The sequence below is a fragment of the Bacillus sp. K2I17 genome (genome assembly GCF_002209985.1).
GTDB lineage: Bacteria > Bacillota > Bacilli > Bacillales > Bacillaceae_G > Bacillus_A > Bacillus_A wiedmannii.
In genome coordinates this window covers 1-22647 of record NZ_NJGF01000044.1, presented here as the reverse complement: position 1 = coordinate 22647, position 22647 = coordinate 1, and the positions used below count along the sequence as shown (strand labels likewise).

Genomic DNA, 22647 nt, shown 5'->3' with positions numbered 1-22647 from the left:
TCATGGAAAAAAGAAAAATAGCTAATTTAATAAAAAGACACTTTATAAAGTGTCTTTTTATACGTTGACATACTATGAAAGAAAATGTAGTGATTAATCAAAATATGTTGGATGCTTCTTGGTTGGTTTTATTATAACATTGATATCAATAATTTTAAATGTGATTTTACATATATATAGATTATTTTATATTTATGCATGCCGCTCGTCATCTTCTTTTCGTTTTCATATTTTGTTATTCTGATTTGCAATAACGATAATGAGTTAGTAAATTAGAATCAAGTAAAGAATATAAAAAGAACCATGGGAAATAATATTAATTGTAGGCACTCCTTAAAGGAGGATACGATGGATCTTTTGATTAGAGAATTAGAAGTAAATGATTTAGACAATTCACTTGAGATTGATGATAGTTTTATAGTGGGTTCTCGGTTCATTCTTTCTCTTTCAAAAGTAAATAAAAGGATAGAATATACAGTAGAAGACGTTCCAAGTTATTAGAAAAGCTATTTACACAATCAATATGATGATGAACTGGTATGCAAAGAATATATAAATATATAAAACTAAATAATTATTCAAAAAAACTGTGCATAAAAACCTGCATTATAACAAGTTCTTAGCACAGTTTTTTTATTTTATGCCTTTCATTAAAACTTGAATCCTTGGGGCCATAAAATATAAAATTACACTTAAAATGATTGATAGACCACCAATGGCACCGAAATAAATAATTTCTGTTTCAGGATTATATAATCGAACTATTTGAGCATTTATAGCTTGTGCAGCTGCACTAGTTAAGAACCACAGACTCATTGTTTGAGCAGAGAAGGCAGCTGGTGCTAGTTTGGTTGTAATTGATAGACCTACAGGTGATAAACAAAGTTCCCCGATTACTACTAATAGGAAGCTAATCGCTAACCACATAGGGCTTACAAGGGATTCTGTACCATGGATATATGCAGGGATAATCATAACTAAGAAGGATAAACCAGCAAATAGTAAACCAATAGCAAATTTATTAGCTGTACTTGGTTGACGTGAATTAAGCTTTATCCATAACCAAGCAAATACTGGTGCTAACAAAACAATATAAATAGGGTTTAATGATTGAAACCATGAAGATTGAAGTTCAATCCCGGCCAATTTTAATTGAGTACGCTGATCAGCATATGAAGCTAATATGATAGCTCCTTGTTCTTGAATAGCCCAAAACATTGTAGCAGCTATAAATAATGGTATGTAAGCAATTAAACGAGACTTTTCAATTTTTGTCGTTTTCGGACTACGATACATAAAAATAAAGTAACCAGTTGGAATGAGAATACCTAAGATACTTACTAATAAAGTGAATCGATTAATAGTTAAAATACCTGTTGGTATCGTTAAAATACAAAATAGTGCTATAGCTATTGTACCAATACTAAACTGTGTAATAACTTTTTTTCTTTCGATGTCTGTTAAAGGATTTGGTACTTGTGTTCCTGCTAAACCAAGGTTTTTCTTTTTTGTAAGAACAAAAATAATTAAGCCCAATAGCATACCAATTGCAGCAACACCAAAACCTAGGTGGAAGTTATACTTTTGACCAAGTGTTCCTATAATAAAAGGAGATAAAAGAGCTCCTAAATTAATACCCATATAGAAAATACTGAAACCTGAGTCACGTCGAGTATCTGTTTCACTATATAAATCACCAACAATGCTAGATACATTAGGTTTTAATAAACCTGTACCAAGTACTAAAAACACCATAGATATGAATAAAGTGCTTATAGTTCCTGGTAGTGCTAAAATCAGGTGACCTATCATAATTAAAACTCCACCCCAAAAAATCGTTCTACTTGAACCTAATAGACGATCTGCAATCCAGCCACCAATAATACCAGACATGTAAACGAGAGATCCATAGATGGCCATAATTGACGCTGCGGTCGCATGATCCATCCCTAAACCACCTTGTGAGATTGAATAATACATATAGTAAAGTAATATTGCTCTCATCCCATAGTAAGAGAATCGCTCCCAAAACTCTGTAAAGAATAGGGTAAACAGCCCTTTAGGGTGTCCGAAAAAACCGCTTTGCGGAACAGTACGAATAATATCGCTTTTACTAAGCTTCTCCATATGAATACACTCCTTATATTTAAATATAATAATACTAGATTAGTATAAACCAATAATTAGAAAATTAAAATAAAAATTTACTTAGTTAATTATTAGAATTTTTATAAAAAACAATTTTTGTGTTGCTTTTAATTTGGATTTTAATTATATTATTTAATATAGATATATCGATTGAAGTTAATGATAGTGTATAAATATTAATACAAACTGTAGGAGGATTTATATATTGTTAATGAAAGAAGTTTCTATAGAAGATATTTATCAGGAAATATTAGATGGAAAAAGACATAGATTTCCTCCAAATACATGGAAAGAAGATATAGATAATAAAATGGCACGGAGGGTAGTAACATATTTGCTTGACAGTATTTTAAAATGGAATAAGGAAGACATAAGAAAAAAATGGAACACAAAATTACTTGTAAAGTATAGGCTACGGGGATTACTCAAACATAGGTATGAAAATAGCCCTTATAAAGCAATTAATGATTTGTATCCAAATCAGTTCAAAGAATGGGAATTTGGTATGACGCCTTTAAATTTTTGGACTAAAGAAAAAGCATTAACAATTTTGAAATGGATTATTGAGGAAAAAGAGGGTCTTTCACAAGAAAAGCTCGTAGGATTATACGGGAAGAAATGGTTGGAAAAAAATAAGCTTGGTGCACCTCTGGCTATGTATTGGAATAGTAGCCCGTATGCAATGATTAATGATCTTTATCCAAGACGTTTTAAAGAATGGGAATTTGGTATGACCCCTAATAACTTCTGGACTAAAGAAAAAGCATTAGAAGCATTGAAATGGACCATTGAAGAAAAAGAGAGATTAACCTCTAAACAATTGCTTGATTTATACAATATAAAATGGTTAAAGACCCATGGATTAGCATCGGCATGTCAAATGATTTGGGGGAATAGTCCGTTTAGAATGATTAATGATTTGTATAGAGACCGTTTTAAAGAATGGGAATTTAAAGTTACTCCTGTTGGATATTGGTCTAAACGTAAAGCATTAGAGGCGTTAAGGTGGACTATTGAAGAAAAAGAAAAATTGGATGAAAAACAGCTATTAAAAGTATTTAATCAAAAATGGCTAATAAAACAAAAATTATGGACACCGTTAAAACGCTATTGGAAAGGAAGTCCATATGAAATGCTTATTGCTCTATATCCAAATCGTTTCTCAAAAAATATGTTAAAAGGATATATTTAAAAATAATGTTTAAATTCATAATTATTGAGAAAGTTTATGATATAACATTCGGTTATTAATTTGGAGGAAGACACCTTAAAGGTGTCTTTTTTATGTATAAAAAAGTAAAATATCACTTTGTGTAAAAAATTTCAAAATACTAGAGGGATTTCTATTCATAATTAAATAAAATCATTCATTAATTGTTCTATCTCTTTTCCTATTAGAACCAAATTTTTGCTAATCGAGATACTGTAGAGGTGGTGATGGCACACTTCAACCTTGCTCGTCAGCGATATCAGAAATGGATTTTGCCTTTGGTAGAAAAAATCCCACTACACTGACGTTAGTCAGCTGGCCCCTTTAGGGATGGGAGTTTCAGGTATATCTTGAATTAGCAGCAGATATTAAATGGGTAATTTCAGAAATTTAGAAAACTATTTTGATAGATGTTCCTCAAGGTATACTTGTTCTATTAGGTACAATTGCCTTATATAATTTCATAAAAGAAATATAGAAAAAAGACGCATCAATTTCAATGCGTCTTTTTGTAATCTACATAACTCTAAAATTTTTTTATTCTATTAATTGGAATGGACATTATGATTTTCATTATTAAGTACATTAATAGTATTTTCTTTTTCAATAGGTTTTCTACTTAATAAAATCACTACAATTATGATACATATGGCTCCAATGATCTGGAAAAATAAGAAAGGGATATGCAAAATAACTAAAGATGAAACTATTGAAGCAAGTGGTTCAGTACATCCTAATAAAGTAGTTTCCTTAGGCGAAATGTATCTAATACTGTCTAAGAATAGATAGAACGCAATTAATGTTCCAAAAATAATTACAAAGGCAATAAGGTATAGCGTATTTAGATCAATGTTCTCAATCGATTTTAAAAAAATTATTTCTTTTTTAGAAAAATAATGAACTATTGTAACGCCTATTCCTCCAATAATCATACCCCAACCAACTAAAACTGCAGAAGACCATTTTTCTAATAAAGATTTAGAATAAAGAGTATAAAAAGCTAAAGATAATCCAGATAAAACTCCCCAAACAATTGCAGGGACTGATACTGTTAGGTTATTTATTGAGCCATTTGTTAATAATAAGAAAGTACCCAAGGTTGCAAAAGTAATTGCTAAAACATCAATTTTGGTAGGTAAAGCTCTAAATTTGATAATCAGATAAAAAGTTATGAAAATCGGAGCTAAATATTGTAAAATTGTTGCGACTGCAGCATTTCCCTCACTAATGGATGCAAAATAAGTATATTGTACCCCTAGCATCCCAAAAATTCCAAAAATAATGAGCCTAGTAGCATCATATTTATTTTTCCAAATTGCAACAACTTCATGTTTGTTTTTACTAAAAAGTGAAATAAGTAATAATATAAACCCAGAGATTAGTAAGCGGATTGTAACTAACCATTCCATGGAAATACCATTATGCTGGAAAAGTTGTTGAGCAACGGTTCCAGATAGCCCCCATAAACTAGCACCTATTACAACCATAATCATACCTTTTAGTCGAATTTTATTAATTTTATTCAAATATAATACCTCCATTAAATTTCAGATAAGGGTTTTAAATATATATTGAACGCAATATATTGCGTATTTTAAAAAAGATGACTTTAAAGTAGAACACATCAGATGTATTTATCGAATTTTTACACAATGACAAATTGTTTTATGAGTAAATTTATTTATTAAATATAAAAGTACTCAATTGAGTACTTTTATATAATTAATTATAAATCCTTAGAAGCTAGTATATTTTGAACATCTTTCATTGGACGTAACCAGTTATTAGACATAGTATTTTCTAGTAATAATGAGTCACCAGTTTCTAATGCTTTGATAATATTAGTATGTTCATCTATAGATTGACTATTATGAATTACGTTTTGAAAGAAAATGTACTCAAGACGTAGGGCATGAAGATGCAAGTTTTCTAAAAATGGTTCAATGTATTTGTTCTTTGAAATTTCAACAATTAGGTTATGGAATTTTAAATCGAGTATTAATGCGTTTCTAGAATCCATTTCCTCAATAGCTTGTTTAAATTCTGTATTTATTAACGTCAGTGCTTCAATATCATATGTTTTAATATTATTAATGGCTTGTTTTCCCGCAAGGGTATGTATGCTTGCAATAGTTTCATAAATCAATGGTACATCCGCTACGTTAATTGGAGAAATTTTAGTTTTTTGTCCCGGAACCATTTCGACGAGTCCAGAAAGCTCTAGAACTTGAAGTGCTTCTCTTACTGGTGTTCTACTTACCCCTAAAGCTTGTGCTAGTTCAGTATCATTAATTTTTTCATTAGGCCTTAAAACACCTTCAATAATCCAATCTTGTAGTTGATTTAAAACAATCGTTTTTGCAGAAAATCTCGTTTGTTTATTAAAATTTTTAGGTATAGGCAGGATACGACACCTCCTTTCTTTATCTTTTATAACGGATAATGTTCTGAATAAAATATAGAAGCAAAAGGTGTTAAAACGGTTTTATTTAAGTTTTTTTTGTTGCCCAGAAACCAGCGATAAGGTTCGTCTAATTGGTGGATTGAGTTGCGTTAATAATACAAAAACCCCAATTAGGCATAATGCCCCTATTAATTCAGAAGTTGTATATGAAATATTAAAAAATAATACGGAAAATAAAATTGCAGTCAATGGTTCAATGCAGGAATATAAGCAAATATCTTTAGGAGTAATATAATTTGTACCTTTTACATAAAAAATTGATGTAAGAATAGTTCCAAACACAATAATAAATAGCAATAATAAAGTGTGGTTTGAGACTGATTTAACAGTAGAAAGTAGGATAAATTCATTTGTAGAAAGCATATTTAAAAGTAATAATACAATACCTCCAATTACCATCCCCCATCCTAACACTATATGTAATGCCCATTTTTTACAAAGATGATCTAACTGATTTATGTAAAATGCAAGCGCCATACCAGATAATATCCCCCAAAGTATAGCTAGTATAGAAATATTTAATTGATATATTGAGTTTTTTGTGAAGAAAAAATAAATTCCAATCATGAAAAATAAATATGAAAGCAACTCTTCTTTATTTGGAGAATTATTATTTTTTGGAATTGAGTATATTCCTAAAAAGATTGGAGCTGAATAAAGTAGTAAAGTTGCAACGGCAATATTTCCCTCTTTTATAGATGAAAAATATGTATATTGGGTGCCCAGTACACCAATTGTGCCAAACAGAATCAGCTTATTAGCATCATAGACTGACTTCCAAATATTTAGTATATCAAGACGTCTATTGCCAAAACACGAGATAAATAAAATTAGGATTCCAGATATAAATAATTTTACTGCGACAATTGATTCAACGGAGAGATGACTCTGAACAAAAACTTGCTGACCTAGAGCTCCTGATATACTTCCCAATAAAGCCCCTAATACTATTAAACAAAGCCCTGTTACTTTACAGTGTATATTATTTTTCATTATATCCCTCCAAAAGAGTTTATACAACATGCAATATATCACATATTGTATAAATTTAGATGAGAAATAATATTTTTATTATATTTCTCAAGAAAAATGAAAGAGAAAATAAAAATAATGATGAAAAATTCGGAAAATTATTGTTTTTGATACTTCTTTAGATTAAAATTAAATCAAATTTGCGTTAGATGGTGGTCGAATGGAAATGGAATATTCTATAAGTATAGAACACTCTCCTGCTTATGAACTTATTGTCAGCTTGTACAACTATATAAATAATCACAAGATGAAGGAGGTTCATTTGAAAGGAAATTGGTTAGAAGAGACTAAATTACGGTTACCTGAAAAGTTTATCAACGAGTTAAAAGATGAAAGATGGGAGGTATTACATCGGATAGTGTTATTAATTTGTCAATGTGAAAAAAAATCTTCTATTCCAGAATTTTTAAATTGGTATGAGAATCTTTCAGCGGGAGAAATTTATGAGAGATTGGCTCCTTGGGTGGAATCTATATCTAACGACCTAAGTATGATTAGGGATAGAAGTGTAGATATTTTATACAAATGGGACGAATATTATTTTAAAAGTATAGATCCTACCATTCATATGCAATTAAAACAGGATGCAATTTCTATGAATGAAAAATTAAATGTTAGTAGACCGATAGAGATTATAGAAACTGCTACTAATGGATTAAGAATTGAACAGCAAGATAACTTAAAGAAAGTTATTTTAGTACCACAATATCACTGTAGCCCTAATACCATATTGGATTATTTTGATGGCATCGTTACATGCCTATATCCCATCAAAAAAACTTTCTATGAAGATGGAACAAAGGAGTTAGTTAAAGTTATGCAATGTTTAGGGGATGAGACTAGATTAAATATTTTAATGTTTTTATCTCAAGGCCCTCGTTCTTTAATTGAAATTCATAAACACATGAATTTAGCTAAGAGTACGGTGCATCACCACATTAGAAAACTGAAACGTGAAGGAATTATAAGAAGTCATTTTTATGGAAGCTCTATTCCCGCATTTTATAGCTTGAGAAAAGAAGTTATTTCAAAAATCAATAATAAATTTATGGCAATTTTTGAGGGGGAAGAAAATTTTCATGAATAAATTTAAAGCTTATATACGTGAATATCATCCAATTGTGCATGTATTAGTGTTTGGTACGGTCTTAATTTCATTAACAAGTTCAATGAGTATGCCATTTTTAGCAATACATTTAAGTAACTCTTCAGAATTAAATTTTGCAACGATAGGATTTATTATTGGGGTAGGCCCATTAGCGGGTACATTTTGTGGGCTTTTAGGAGGCGTATTATCAGATTTTATAGGCAGAAAAAAATTAATGATTTTTTCTTTAATTGGATTGAGTATTGCTTTTTTAGGATTTATTACTACATTTAATCCGGTTTTATTAGTACTTTTTAGTATTATCAGGGGACTTTCAAATGCATTCTTTGGAACCATTTCAAAAGCGCTAATGGCTGATTTAACCCCAGATGAAAAAAGGTACAGAATGTTTGCAAATCGTTATCTGGCATTTAATTTAGGATTATCAATTGGTCCAATGTTGGGAGCTTTTTTGGGAATTGGTGGTAGCACAATAGCATTTGTACTAACAGCATTTATTTATATTCTTTATGCAATAGTATTATTTATTATGTTGAAAGTCACTAATTATAATGAGCAAAGTGATGTTGCTGCGAATGATGAAAAAGTTAGTATGTCGCTTATATGGAATGCTGTACGAAGTGACGTGCCTTTAATGTTTTTTGTTATAGGTGGTATTTTATTAACAACAGTTCATGGGCAGATGTCAGTTACACTTTCACAATACTTAAAAGAAAATATTTTAGATGGAATTAAATTATTTGCAATATTGATGAGTGTCAATGGGCTTACGGTGCTTACTATTCAGATACCGTTAACTAGATGGGCAGAACGTTTTAGCTTATTTCAAAGAATTGCAATGGGTTGTATTTTGTTTGCAGTAGGAGAAATAGGTTTTGCATTCTCAACTTTGTGGGTTGCTTTCATAATTTCAATGTTTGTATTTACAGTAGGAGAAATATTAGTAATCCCGGCTGAGTATGCTCAAGTTGATGAAATAACGCCATCTGGATTAAGAGGTACATATTATGGTGCGCAAAGTTTAGGGGAATTTGGGAACTTTGTAGGTCCATGGTTTGGTGGCATTCTATTAGCAGTGTACGGTGGAACAACAATGTTCGTATTTATGGCTTTGATCTCACTTCTAGGTATTTATTTCTTTTATAGAGGAAAACAAATTTACAATAAAAAAGAAAAAAAGGATTCACATTTAGGTCAAATAATGTAGACCTAGTACCATAACCATATTGGTTATGGTATTTTATTTTGATAATTCTGAAAATTATTTATACAAATTCTCTTTTATTGAAAGTATTGTAAAAAAATTGAATTTGAGATAGCATGAGAAATACCAAATGGGGAAAGGGGAAATTCAAAAGACAGATTATTCGTTACAGTTAATATTTTCTGTTTTTAACATTCTGAGAAATACATAATTTTTCCTTTAGATTATTTAATTAAAGGTAGGTGCTTTATATACAATACAACGCACAAAAAAATAATAAGACAAAGACCAGTAGGGTTTATAAACCTTTCCCAAAAATTAAAAAAGCTATGAATTTAGGAAGGGTTATTTTTTATGGATCAATTAGAGCGTTTAATCAAAATGCTTATCGGAGATTACGAGAGCATTTCATTTCTTTGGAAAAGGAGTATGTCATTTCAGGACTTAGTGAAGAAGTAATTATCTATAAGGATAATAGAGGGATTCCACACATAGAGGCTAGTAACTTAAATGATGTATATAAAGCACAAGGTTTTATAACAACTAAGGATAGATTATGGCAAATGGATATGAGTAGACGTTTAGTAAATGGAAGACTATCTGAGATATTAGGTCCAGATTTAATAAACAATGATAAACTTTTTCGTTCATTTTCACTATTTAGATCTGCTCAAAAATCTATTTGTCTTTATTCAGAAGAAACCTTGGAATGGATGCAAAGTTATTGTGATGGAGTAAATACGTATATAGAACGCGCAAAAAAACTGAATAGATTACCAATAGAATTTACAATTTTAGATTATGAACCTGAACCATGGTCGATTCTAGATATGTTAAGTATAGGAAGATTATTATCCTATAGCTTAAGCCATAATTTTACAAATGAAATTTTTCGATTTGAATTGCAAAAGAAAATTGATGATGAATTATTTGAGGAAATAAAACCAATATATCCATCCGATGGACCTATTACTATCCCTGATTATATGATAAGTGAGAATGTTAAGATAAAAAAACAATCATCAGAAAAAACGATAAATAATTTAGATGTCCTTAATGATCATTTGTCAGATTTGTTAAATTTATCAAGCGAAGTAACTAAGGGTTCAAATGGATGGATTATATCAGGTAAGCATACAAAATCAGGTAAACCACTATTGGCCAATGACCCACATATTGAAATACAAACACCATCTACTTGGTATCAAACGCATTTAAAAGTAAAGAATGATACAGAAAATATGGATGTAATAGGTGTAACATTACCTGGTGTTTGTGGAATAATACTTGGCCATAATGACAAAATTGCATGGGGAGTAACAAATAATCGTGCAGATGTCCAAGATTTGTTTATAGAAAAAAAAAATCTTAGTAATCCTACTCAATTTCAATATAAAGGGAAATGGGAAGAAGCTGAGGTTATAGAAGAAGTAATTAAAGTTAAGGGCCAAGCAAATGTTTCGTTTCCGGTTGTTATTACACGCCATGGACCTATTATTTCAGATGTTATTGGTAATAACCAACAAAAACAGTTAGAGGAAAATTTAGCTTTACAATGGAATGCAAATTATCCTACATGTGATTTAGAAGCTCTATTAGACATTAATCGTTCAAAAAATTGGGAAGAGTTTCGTAATGCTTTGCGGAAATATAGTACACCAGTTTTAAACTTTTTGTTTGCTTCAGAAGATGGAACTATTGCCTATCGAGTAGGTGGTAAAATACCGATGCGTAATAAAGGAAATGGTTTATTACCGGTACCAGGATGGGATGATGAATTTGAATGGAAAGGATTTATACCTTTTGAAGAATTACCGGAGGTAGTCAATCCTAAACAAGGGTTTATTGTTTCAGCAAATAATAAGGTTATTGGTGATCATTATCCATATATGATTGCAAGTTCATGGGACGCCCCATATCGTGCAAAAAGAATTAACCAGATGTTGAGACAAAGTATAACTAAAAATAAACCTTTAACAATTGAAGATGTAAAAATAATGCAAGATGATACGTTAAATTTACAAGCAGTACAGCTATTAAATATTCTATTACCTGTATTGTATCCTGTTAAACATAACAAATTGGAAACGGAATGTATTAGAATATTGCAGAAATGGGATTGTAAAGATACTTCAAATAATGCAGCACCATTAATTTATCATTTTTGGTGGTGGGAAATTTGCTGTACTCTTTTTAAAGAAAAAATGGGGACGTTTTTATTTGAGAAAATGGTTGATAGGATGAACATAACTGACGAGCTTATATGCAAGGCGGCGCAGGGAAATGATAGTGCGTGGTTTAATAATGCTGGTGGGTTTGAAAAAGTGATTATAGAAAGCTTTAAAAAATCTATTATTACTATAATAAATTTACAGGGTAATAATCCTTTTGAATGGAAGTGGGGAGAGTTTCACCATTTTGCTACTAAACACCCGTTTGGTAAAAAGAATAAATTAATAGGGAATTTATTAAATCCCCGGGGTAAAATCCCTATTGGAGGTAGCTACGTAACAGTAGCATTAGCATCGTATGATAGGAAAACTGGTCATATTCTTGATGGTGCACCATGGAGAATGGTTGTAGATTTGAAAGATTGTTTTGGAATGGATATTAATGCGCCAGGGCAATCTGGTAATTTTTTAAGCCATTGGTATGACGATCAATCTTTGCTATATGTGAATCAACAATTAGAGATTCAGAAATTTAAACCGGAACAATATAGGAATTCAAAAATGAAAGTAACGCTTAAACCAAGTAAATCGATGTGAAAGGTGGAGTAATTGTGGAGCTGTTTCAAAATACATTACTTTTAGAAATGACATCACTTGTAGAGTTATTGCAATATCGTGCTAAACAATATGGCGATGTAACTGCATTTCAATTTTTAAGAGATGGTGAAAAGGATAAAATTTCATTAACTTATGGAGAATTAGATTTGAAAGCGAGAGCTATAGGAGCATGGTTACAGGATAGAGGGGCAAAAAATGAAAGAGTCTTATTACTATATCCACCTGGAATCGACTATTTAGCTGCTTTTTTTGGATGTTTATATGCAGGCGCTATTGCGGTCCCAGCATATCCTCCATCTTCAAATAGGTTAATGCCACGTTTGAAAGTAATTTTAGAAGATGCAGAAGCAAAATATATATTAACACAGACAAAAGTTAGTGCACGTATGAGAAAATCTGAGTACTTTAATAATTGTGCAATAGAGTATTTGAATACAGATGAAGTTCCTGTAGGTTGCGAGGAATATTGGGTATTTCCAGAGATAGATAGAAATACAATTGCGTTTCTACAATATACATCGGGTTCTACATCTAGACCAAAAGGTGTAATGGTAACTCACGGAAATATTCTGCACAATTCAAAATTAATTCAACAGTCATTTAAAACCACTGAAAACGATATTGGAGTAATATGGTTGCCTCCATATCACGATATGGGACTAATTGGTGGATTACTTCAGCCATTAGCTGTAGGGTTTCCGGTAATATTTATGTCACCAATTGATTTTATGCAGCGACCAATACGTTGGTTAGAAGCAATATCAAAGTATAAAGCTACGGTAAGTGGGGGACCAAATTTTGCTTTTGAACTTTTAATTCAAAAGACAACACCAGAACAACGAGCTGAGTTGGATTTAAGTAATTGGAGACTAGCATTTAACGGTGCAGAACCTGTTCGTGCTGAAGTTATTGAAGAGTTTTCAGAAGTTTTTAGTGTATCTGGCTTTCGAAAAGAAGCATTTTATCCCTGCTATGGGTTAGCTGAAAATACATTACTGGTTTCTGGTGCAAAAAGTAAAAGCCAGCCTGTAATAAATGCTTTTTCAATTGATGAAATGAAAAAGAATATAGTTTCGGTTATAAGTAAAGGTGGGAAAGTACGTAATCTTGTAAGTAGTGGAATTATAGCGGAAGAACAAGAGATTTGTATAGTTAATCCAGATACTGGTCAAGAGTGTACTAGTAATGAAATCGGTGAAATTTGGATTAAGGGCGAGAGTATAGCAACAGGTTATTGGGGTCGAGAAGAACAAACAATCGATACATTCCAAGCTTTTCTTCCTAATAAAAAAGGACCATACTTACGTTCTGGGGATTTAGGTTTTTTATATGATGGAGAGTTATATATTACAGGGCGTATAAAAGATTTAATTATTATTCGAGGCAGAAATTATTATCCACAAGATATTGAATTAATAGTAGAGAACAGTCATGAAAGTTTAAGGAAAAATGCAACTGCTGCGTTTTCTGTAATGGAAGAAGGAGAAGAACGATTAATTGTGGCACAAGAAATTAGTCGCCAATACCGTAATGTTAATGTTCAAGAGGTTGCTAGTGCAATTAGACAAGCAGTAACTGCGGAGCATGGAATACAAGTACATTCAGTATTGCTTCTACAGTTTGGAAGTATACCTAAAACATCTAGCGGAAAGATCCAAAGACACGCTTGTCGTAATGGATATTTAAATGAAGAACTTAAATTAATTGGGGAAGATGTTGTACAAAAAACAAGTCGGTTAGATATAGAATTTGAAATTGAAGAAATACTTTTTAATAGACAAGAGCTTGTAAAATTAACTCAAGAAGAAAGGCAAATTAAATTAGAAAAATACTTACTTCAGAAAGTAGGTGTATCTTTAAAGGTACCTGTTACAAGTATTAATGTAAATCATTCACTAAATAGTTTAGGTTTAGATTCAATAACGGCAATACAATTACAAAGTCATATAGAGACAGATTTAGAAATTGTACTAGAACCCACTTTTTTATTAGAAGGTCCGAGCATATTACAAATAGCACAAGAGATTAATAATCAATTGTACAGAGAAAAATATTTGACTAATAAACTAGAATTGGATCAGATAAAAAGCGGAGAAATACCGATGTCTCGTGGACAACAAGGATTATGGTTTTTATATAAATTAGCTCCAAATAGTTCTGCTTATAATGTGTCACGTGCTTTTAATATTGAAGGAAAGCTAGATATAACATCATTACAGAAGAGTTTTCAAGAATTAGTTAATAGGCATTGTATATTAAGGTCATCTTTTTATGAATATGAGGGTGAATTGATTCAAAATATAGCAAAGCAAAAGGATGTATCTTTTCAATTAATAGATGTAAGTGATTGGAAAGCTGAAATGTTGAATAAGTTTTTGAATGTTGAATCTAGTCGTAATTTCACTTTGGAACAAGGTGACATTATGCGTGTATATGTTCTTAAACGTACTGAATCCCAATATGTAATGTTATGGTCTTTCCACCATATCGTAATTGATTATTGGTCAATAGATGTTTTATTCAATGAGTTGAAGACGTTATATACAAGAATAAAAGTAGGAGATGTAAAGACATTCAGAACGAATGATTATGATTATAGCTCATATGTAAATTGGCAGAATGCAATGCTAAATGGTTCAGAAGGTACAAGTAAATTGAAATATTGGGAAGAAGAACTATCGGGTGAGTTACCAATTTTAAATTTACCAATTGATTATCAACGCCCACCAGTACAGTCGAATAGAGGAGCAAACTTAAGGTTACATTTAAATAAATCCATAAACAACAAATTGAAAAAAATTTCTAAAAATAGAGGGGTAACATTATATAATACGTTACTTTCAGCATATAGTGTTTTAATGTATCGTTATACAAATCAAGGTGATATTATCATTGGTTCTTATATGGCAGGGCGAGTTAAGAAAGAGTTTGCTAATTTAGTGGGATATTTAACTAATGCAGTTCCAATACGATTAAACCTGTCAGGAAATCCAACCTTTAATGAAATGATTGAGCGAACAAATCATAAAGTAATTGGAGCCTATCGTAATCAGGATTACCCTTTTGAATCATTAATTAAAAACTTGAAAATTGATAGAGATTCGAGTAGATCTCCAGTTTTTCAAACTGCTTTCGTAATGCAAAATGTAGGTATTTATAATAAAACTCTCGCCCCTTTCACTGTAGGGTGTGAAACTACAAAGATTGATTTCGATAACGTTAGTTTAAGTTTATTCCCACTTGAGGAAAATTCATCGTTATTTGACATCACTACAACAGTTGCAGAATCTGATGAGGGGTTAATCATTAATTTCCAGTATAATACAGAGTTGTTTAAAGAAATTACAGTAAAACGTATGATAAATCATTTTGAAATATTAATAGATAGTATAATAGAAAATCCTGATAATTATGTAAATTCACTACCTATTTTAACTGAGAAAGAGCAAATACAGTTAAATGATTGGAGTAAGAAAAGGGTAGAGTATTCTACAAATTTATCAATACCACAACTGTTTGAAAAGCAAGTTAACTTACATGGAAATGCTATTGCTGTAAGCTATATGAATCAAAGCTTAACGTATGAAGAATTAAATAAACGTGCAAATCAATTAGCAAGATATTTAACAAATTTAGGAATAGGTCCTGAAGTAATGGTTGGAATTGCCATGGAACGTTCTATAGATTTAATTGTGGGTATTCTAGGGGTTTTAAAAGCAGGCGGAGCTTATATTCCACTTGATCCACATGCACCTGCTGGAAGACTCCAATATATGTTAGAAGACTCCAACGTACCAATTCTTCTTACACAAAAAGATTTAGTTAAAAATGTACAAAATGACCTAACAAAGATTGTTTGTTTGGATACAAATTGGCAAGAGATTAAAGAAATGGAAGATACTAATCTAATTTCACACATTACAGAAGATAATTTAGCTTATGTTATCTATACATCTGGCTCTACTGGTAACCCTAAAGGTGTTTTAATACCACATAAGAACGTAGTTCGATTGTTTAATGCAACAGAAAAGCACTTTAATTTTAATGAAAATGACATATGGACGATGTTTCATTCATATGCATTTGATTTTTCTGTATGGGAAATTTGGGGAGCGTTATTATATGGAGGAAAACTCATCGTTGTTCCATATTATGTGAGTCGTGATCCAGAGCAATTTTATGGATTGTTAATTAAAGAAAAAGTAACAGTTCTGAATCAGACACCATCAGCATTTCGTCAATTAATACACGTAGATGAAAAAGTAAATATGCCACATGAATTAAAATTAAGATACGTAATTTTTGGTGGGGAAGCATTAGAAATTCAAAGTCTAGGTGGTTGGTTTGAGAGACATGGAGACACAAAACCTCAATTAATAAATATGTATGGAATTACAGAGACAACAGTTCATGTCACATATCGAGCTTTATCAAAGGTGGATTTAGATAGTCAAGCAAGTGTAATTGGTACAGCTATTCCTGATCTTCAGGTGTATATATTAAATCAAGATTTGCAGCATGTACCTATTGGAGTAATTGGAGAAATGTATATAGGTGGAGAAGGAGTTGCAAGAGGATACTTAAATAAACAAGAGTTAACTGAAGAACGTTTTATAAAAATCCCATCTTTAGAGCAAGCAGGGCTAGTATACAAATCGGGTGATTTAGCACGTTATTTACCAAATGGAGATATTGAGTATTTAGGGCGTATTGATGATCAAGTAAAAATTCGCGGATTTCGAATTGAGCTAGGAGAGATTGAGGCTATTCTTAATCAATACTCGAAAGTTCGTGAAGGTATAGTGTTAGTTCGTGAAAATGTCCCTGGTGATAAAAAACTAATAGCTTATATTGTTGGAAATAATTTGATGCCTACTGCAATTGGCGAGCTAAGAAATTATATGTCAGGACAGCTACCAGATTATATGGTACCAAGTGCTTTTGTGTTATTGGATAAATTCCCATTAACAATTAACGGAAAAGTAGACAAAAAGGCATTGCCTGCTCCAGACATGTTTGCGGTTGAACGAGCGGAATATATTGAACCTGAAACACAAATAGAGAAAATTTTAGCTGATACTTGGGAAGAAGTATTGGGTATACAGGAGATAGGAATAGATGATAATTTCTTTTTAATTGGTGGTGACTCTATTAGAAGTATTAAAATATGTTCGCTTGCAAAAGAAAGAGGGCTAAATATTTCTTTAGAACAAATTTTTAAATACCAAACAATTAGAGATTTATCTAAAGTAGTAGATATGCAGAACAGCATAGAATATAAGGACGTAACAGTCCTACCATTTTCTTTAATCTCAGAAGAAGATAGAAGGAAAATTCCTAATGGAATTGAAGATGCATATCCTATCCCGGCAATACAAATGACAATTTATTATCACAGTGAAGTTAATGAGGTGTATAGATCTTATCTAGAAACGTATCGTTTACGTGCTGATTTTAATGAAGAGATTTTTAATGAAGCAATTAATCGATTAGTAAAAAGACATGAGATTTTTAGAACGTCATTTGATATTTCTAGTTATAGTAAACCACTACAGTTAGTTCATGAGTATACAGATTTAAAATTAAATGTTCAAGACCTTCGTCACATGGATGAAGAGGAACAAGAAAAGTATTTAAAAGATTTTATAAGTAAAGAGGAGCACACAAAATTTGATTGGTCTAGACCAGGGTTATTCCGTTTTCATGTTCACTTATTATCTGACGAAATCTTCCAATTTACAATGTGTGAGCCTATACTGGATGGTTGGAGTGTTGCATCAACAGTTACCGAACTGTTAACAAATTATAGAGAGTTATCAGAAAATCCTAACACATTAGAATCTAAAAGATTAAATGCTAAATTCAATCGCTATGTACAATTGGAACAACAAACAAAAGAATCGAAAGAAGCCAATGAATTCTGGGAGAGCAAACTACAGGATGTATCAACTATGCAAGTACCGCGTTGGTTAAAAGCACCTGCTTCCAAAGTAATTGAAAATAATAGGTTGATGCTTCCGATTTCGCAGCAAGTTTCTGAAGGATTAATACGCCTTTCTAGAAAAGTATCGGTACCACTTAAAGATGTAGTATTAGCAGCACATTTAAAAGTGGTTAGTTTACTTTCTGGTCAAACTGATGTTGTTACAGGGGTAGTAGCTGGCGGAAGACCAGAGGAACCAGATGCAGAAAAAGTACTTGGTTCGATGATAAATACGATGCCATTTCGTTTAGATATTGGTAACTGTACCTGGGAAGAGTTGGTTTGTAAAACTTTTGACGAAGAAAGGGAAGCTCATCCATATCGTCGCTATCCATTAGTAGATTTACAAAGAAAGTATAGTGGCGGAAAACGTATGTTTGAAACCATTTTTAACTATACTCATTTCCATGCTTATCAAGATATTGGAAAAAAAGCTGGTATTGAAATATTGAATGGAGAGCATCGGGAATCAGCTTATGTACCACTCACAGTGCAATTTTCTATTGATCCTCAAACATCTCAGTTGATGTGTGTATTAGATTATTATCCAGAAGATGTAGATGAGGAACAGGTTAATTATATATCTGGTTATTATGTTAAAACTTTAGAATTAATGGCCCAAGATTCCTCAGTTAATCATCATGAAAATTGTTTATTATCAAATGAAGAAATCGAACAAGTAACTTTAAAAAATGATGATGAGGTAGACTTTAGCGCTGATGAGTGCTTTCATATTCTTTTTGATAAGCAAGTGAAGACAACACCAGATAATAAAGCGATAGTATTTCAAAATCAGGTAATTACTTATCAAGAGCTGCAAAAACGTTCTAATTGTTTGGCTAATTATTTGAAGTCCATAGATGTTAAACCAGGTATGTTTGTTGGTTACTTTGGAGAAAGAAATATTGAATGGGCTATAACAGTGATTGGTATTTTTAAAGCTGGTGCAGTTTATATACCCCTGGACCCTAAATATCCTGAAAGTCGTATTGAGCATTTAATCGAACATTCAGGCATGGATGTATTACTAACATATGAAAAATTTGCTAATAGAATACCAAAAGATAAATTAAAAATAGTTTACTTAGATATTAGTAGGGAGCAGATTGAAAGTGAAAATGTACTAGATCAACATAATGAAGTAACATTAAATGATTTAGCATATATCATTTATACCTCAGGTTCTACAGGAATTCCTAAAGGTGTAATGGTGGAGCATAAAGGTATGATTAATCATTTATTTGCAAAAATAGATGTAATCAATATTAAAGAATCAGATATAGTAGCACAAAATGCTACTCAATGTTTCGATGTATCAGTTTGGCAATTACTATCCGCATTATTAGTTGGGGGACAGACATATATATTACCTGATGAAGCCGAACTTGATCCAGAAGTGCAACTGAATGAAATGGAAAAAGCAAATTTAACAGTATTTGAAACCGTACCTACGGTACTTCAATCAACTTTAGAAAGAATTTCTCTAAATGAAGAAAAAAGACCAAGCTTTAGTTCTTTACGATGGGTAGTGCTAAATGGAGAAACTTTACCACCTGAACTTTGCCGTCAATGGTTTAAGTACTATCCGAACATTCCAATGATTAATGCGTGTGGAGCAACGGAGAGTTCAGATGATGTTAATCATCATTATATTTTAGAGCCGCCAGCTTTAGATGAAAACTTTATATCAATAGGAAAGGTAATTCCGAATTGTACGGTATATATTTTAGATCAATATATGAATCCAGTACCTATAGGAGTGCCTGGAGAATTATGTTATGGTGGCGTTTGTGTAGGCCGTGGTTATCTTAATGATAAAGAAAAAACTGAAAAATCTTTTAGGAAAAATCCGTTTAGTCATGATAAAAATGAACGGCTATATAAGACTGGAGATTTAGTTCGTCTGCGTAATGATGGTGCAATCGAATTTTTAGGACGCATAGATTATCAAGTGAAAATTCGTGGTTTCCGAATTGAGTTAGGCGAAGTAGAGGCAATATTAAGTAAACACCCAGATGTTATACAAGTTGTTGCTTTAGCACATTCGGATTCTTCAGGGAATAAAAGGTTAATAGCTTATTTAACACTTGAAAAGAATTCAAATTTAACAACAAAAGAATTACGTAATTATATAAAGGAACAAGTTCCAAATCATATGATTCCTTCTTTCTTTGTCTTTTTAGATGAATTTCCAATTGCTTCAACTGGAAAATTAGATAGAAAAAAACTACCTGATCCTATGTTTAATCTTAATGAAGATAATTTTGTTGAACCTAAAACAGATTTAGAGAAGAAAATCGCGAAGATCTGGGCAAATGCACTTGGATATCAATCGGTTAGTATGAGAGATGATTTTTTTGAAAATGGAGGGGAATCTTTAATTGCAACAAGATTGATTTCTTTAATTAGAAAGGAATTTCAAATAGATATGTCGCTACGTACTCTTTTTGAGGTAACAACTGTAGAAGGATTAGTTTTAGCTGTTAAATCTGAATTAGATTTAAAACAGAATCAGGACCTTCAAGATTTAATTAGTGATCTTCAAGAATTATCTGAAGAAGAAATAAATTTAATTATAAAAGATGGTCAATAACAAGTTGTAAATATGCTGAGGTAGGTGGGAATATTAAAAGCTATTCCCACCACTATCTTTTGATATTAGGAGGATCAGAAAAATGAGTAAAGAAAAGCTTATGGCTAGGTTAGCCAAATTATCTCCTGAACAAAAATTATTTTTAGAGAAACAATTAAATAAAAATGAGTCAAATATAATTCCTTCTCGGAAAAATAATGAACCTACAATTTTATCATTTGCACAACAAAGAATGTGGTTTCTTGAACAATTAGAGCCTGGGTCTTCTACATACAATATGCCGTTTTTAGTAAAAATAAAGGGAGACTTTAATATTAGTGTCTTTAAACGTTGTTTAAATGAAATTATATGCAGGCATGAAATTCTTCGTACTACATTTTTATCGTTAGATGGAGATTTACGTCAAAAAATACATCCATTTATGCGAATAGATTTTGAAGTTCATAATTTGTGTTCCTATTCCAAGGATACTGCTGAAGATATATGTTCGTCACAAATGAAAAGGAAAGCAATCGAACCTTTTAATTTGGAAACGGGTCCATTACTACATACAAGTATTTGGCAGATAACAGAAGATGAATTTTGGGTTTTAGTAAATATGCATCATATTATTGGGGATGGTTGGTCAATGGCTATATTAATTGAGGAACTATCTATTTTATATAATAATTTTTTGAAAGCGGATGTTGCTAATTTATCACCTTTAAAGATACAATATGCAGATTTCTCAATTTGGCAAAAGAATTGGTTAACAGGTTCTAAATTTCAAACACAATTAGACTATTGGAAGAAACAACTTAAAGATGTCTTACCAGTACTAGATTTACCCACTGATTTTTCGAGACCAAGTAAATTATCATACAAGGGTAGTAATGAACTTATTAAAATTTCATATGAAACTGTGCAGAGATTAAAAGAATTAGGTAAAAGTGAAGGTTGTACATTATATATGACTTTGCTTGCAGCATATTATACCCTTCTTCTAAAGTATACAAACCAGGAAGATATTATCATAGGATCACCAATTGCAAATAGGAATCATAGAGAGATAGAGCCTGTTATTGGATTTTTTGTAAATACATTAGCTTTACGAATTAATTCAAAAAGAGATGTAGCTTTTCGTGAACTAATTAATAAAGTAAAAGAAATATGCTTAGGAGCATATTCAAATCAAGATATACCTTTTGAAGCAATTGTGGGTGAATTAAATTCAGAACGAACAGCAAATCATTCAGTTTTGTTTCAAACGATGTTTTCGTTAGAGCAGAACATTAAGAAATGTCTTAATCTTGCGAATGTAAAAATGGATTTTGAAAGATTCGAAACCGATACAGCAAAATTCGATTTAAGTTTAATAATTAATGAACATGATGATGGACTTATTTGCACGTTTAACTATAGTACAGATTTATTTATGAAAAGCAGTATACAACAGATGGCGAAACATTTCGTAACTATATTAAAAGCTATTATAGAAAATCCGAATGTTCAATTAAGTGAAATTTCATTATTAGATGATGAAGAAAAAAGAAAAATTTTAAATGAGTGGAATAATAATAAAGAAAATTTAAGGAGTATGTGTATACAAGAAAAATTTGAATTACAAGTAACAAAAACCCCTGATGCTATAGCTTTAATTTGTAAAAATGATTCATTAACTTATCGTGAATTAAATAATAGAGCAAATCAAGTTGCGCATTACTTGCGGAGAAATGGGGTCAGGTCGGGAAAATATGTTGGAATTTGCTTAGAGCGTTGTTCGGAGTTGATGATTTCAATATTGGGAATACTTAAAGCTGGGGGAGCTTATATCCCGTTAGATTCTTCTTATCCAATGGAAAGGCTGTCTTACATATTAGAAGAATCTCAACTTGATATATTACTTACTCAGAAAAGTTTTATGTCTAAGTTTACTGAATTTAGAGTTGATAATGTAGTGCAAATGGATGGAAATCAAGAGTTTAATAAGGAAGATACCATAAATCTTGACCATTTTGTAGATTTAGATGATTTAGCGTATATGATTTATACTTCTGGTTCTACCGGAAAGCCAAAAGGAGTCATGGTCCCACATAAAGGATTAACAAATTATTTAAATTGGTGCACTCAAAATTAT

General features: G+C 31.3%; 10 protein-coding genes and 2 pseudogenes. 8 read left to right on the top strand and 4 right to left on the bottom strand.

Features of this window, described 5'->3' with window-relative positions; all coding sequences use genetic code 11:
• Window positions 1-348: 348 nt before the first annotated feature.
• A pseudogene (gene satA / locus CER22_RS27185) lies at window positions 349-498 on the top strand (streptothricin N-acetyltransferase SatA); the annotation flags it as partial.
• A 135-nt stretch (window positions 499-633) separates the two neighbouring features.
• Here satA and CER22_RS27180 read toward each other — a convergent pair.
• The gene (locus CER22_RS27180) at window positions 634-2127 is read right to left on the bottom strand and encodes a peptide MFS transporter (RefSeq protein WP_088610110.1); all 1494 of its coding nucleotides are present in this window, start codon (window positions 2125-2127) and stop codon (window positions 634-636) included.
• 226 nt (window positions 2128-2353) lie between these two features.
• On the opposite strand from CER22_RS27180, the gene CER22_RS27175 reads away from it, so the two are divergent.
• Both CER22_RS27175 and CER22_RS27170 read left to right on the top strand, forming a co-directional pair.
• Window positions 2354-3340 carry a DUF4046 domain-containing protein gene (locus CER22_RS27175; protein WP_088610109.1) on the top strand — a complete coding sequence of 329 codons (987 nt, stop codon included), beginning with the start codon at window positions 2354-2356 and terminating at the stop codon, window positions 3338-3340.
• A 355-nt stretch (window positions 3341-3695) separates the two neighbouring features.
• Window positions 3696-3836, top strand: a pseudogene (locus CER22_RS27170) (DUF3937 family protein); the annotation flags it as partial.
• A 67-nt stretch (window positions 3837-3903) separates the two neighbouring features.
• On the opposite strand, the gene CER22_RS27165 reads toward CER22_RS27170, so the two are convergent.
• The 3 genes from CER22_RS27165 to CER22_RS27155 form a co-directional block, all read right to left on the bottom strand.
• Window positions 3904-4899, bottom strand: coding sequence for a DMT family transporter (locus tag CER22_RS27165; RefSeq protein WP_088106833.1), 996 nt, complete (start codon window positions 4897-4899; stop codon window positions 3904-3906).
• 185 nt (window positions 4900-5084) lie between these two features.
• Entirely contained in the window at window positions 5085-5762 is a 678-nt protein-coding gene (locus CER22_RS27160; RefSeq protein WP_070169493.1) for a GntR family transcriptional regulator, read from the bottom strand.
• An 81-nt stretch (window positions 5763-5843) separates the two neighbouring features.
• On the bottom strand, window positions 5844-6815 hold the full coding sequence (locus CER22_RS27155) for a DMT family transporter (protein WP_088610108.1): 972 nt from the start codon (window positions 6813-6815) through the stop codon (window positions 5844-5846).
• A 301-nt stretch (window positions 6816-7116) separates the two neighbouring features.
• Between CER22_RS27155 and CER22_RS27150 the strand changes: the two genes are divergently transcribed.
• The 5 genes from CER22_RS27150 to CER22_RS27130 all read left to right on the top strand — a co-directional run.
• Window positions 7117-7941, top strand: a complete 825-nt coding sequence (locus CER22_RS27150; protein WP_256943747.1) for an ArsR/SmtB family transcription factor — start codon at window positions 7117-7119, stop codon at window positions 7939-7941.
• Window positions 7934-9169 (top strand): MDR family MFS transporter, encoded by a 1236-nt coding sequence (locus CER22_RS27145; RefSeq protein ID WP_088610106.1) that lies wholly within the window; start codon window positions 7934-7936, stop codon window positions 9167-9169. The genes CER22_RS27150 and CER22_RS27145 overlap by 8 nt, the downstream gene beginning before the upstream one ends.
• A 239-nt stretch (window positions 9170-9408) precedes the next feature.
• Window positions 9409-11934 (top strand): penicillin acylase family protein, encoded by a 2526-nt coding sequence (locus CER22_RS27140; RefSeq protein WP_088610105.1) that lies wholly within the window; start codon window positions 9409-9411, stop codon window positions 11932-11934.
• Window positions 11935-11948: 14 nt separating this feature from the next.
• Entirely contained in the window at window positions 11949-20531 is an 8583-nt protein-coding gene (locus tag CER22_RS27135; RefSeq protein WP_256943746.1) for a non-ribosomal peptide synthetase, read from the top strand.
• An 82-nt stretch (window positions 20532-20613) separates the two neighbouring features.
• The coding region (locus CER22_RS27130; RefSeq protein ID WP_142293581.1) for a non-ribosomal peptide synthetase at window positions 20614-22647 on the top strand (2034 nt) is incomplete at its 3' end.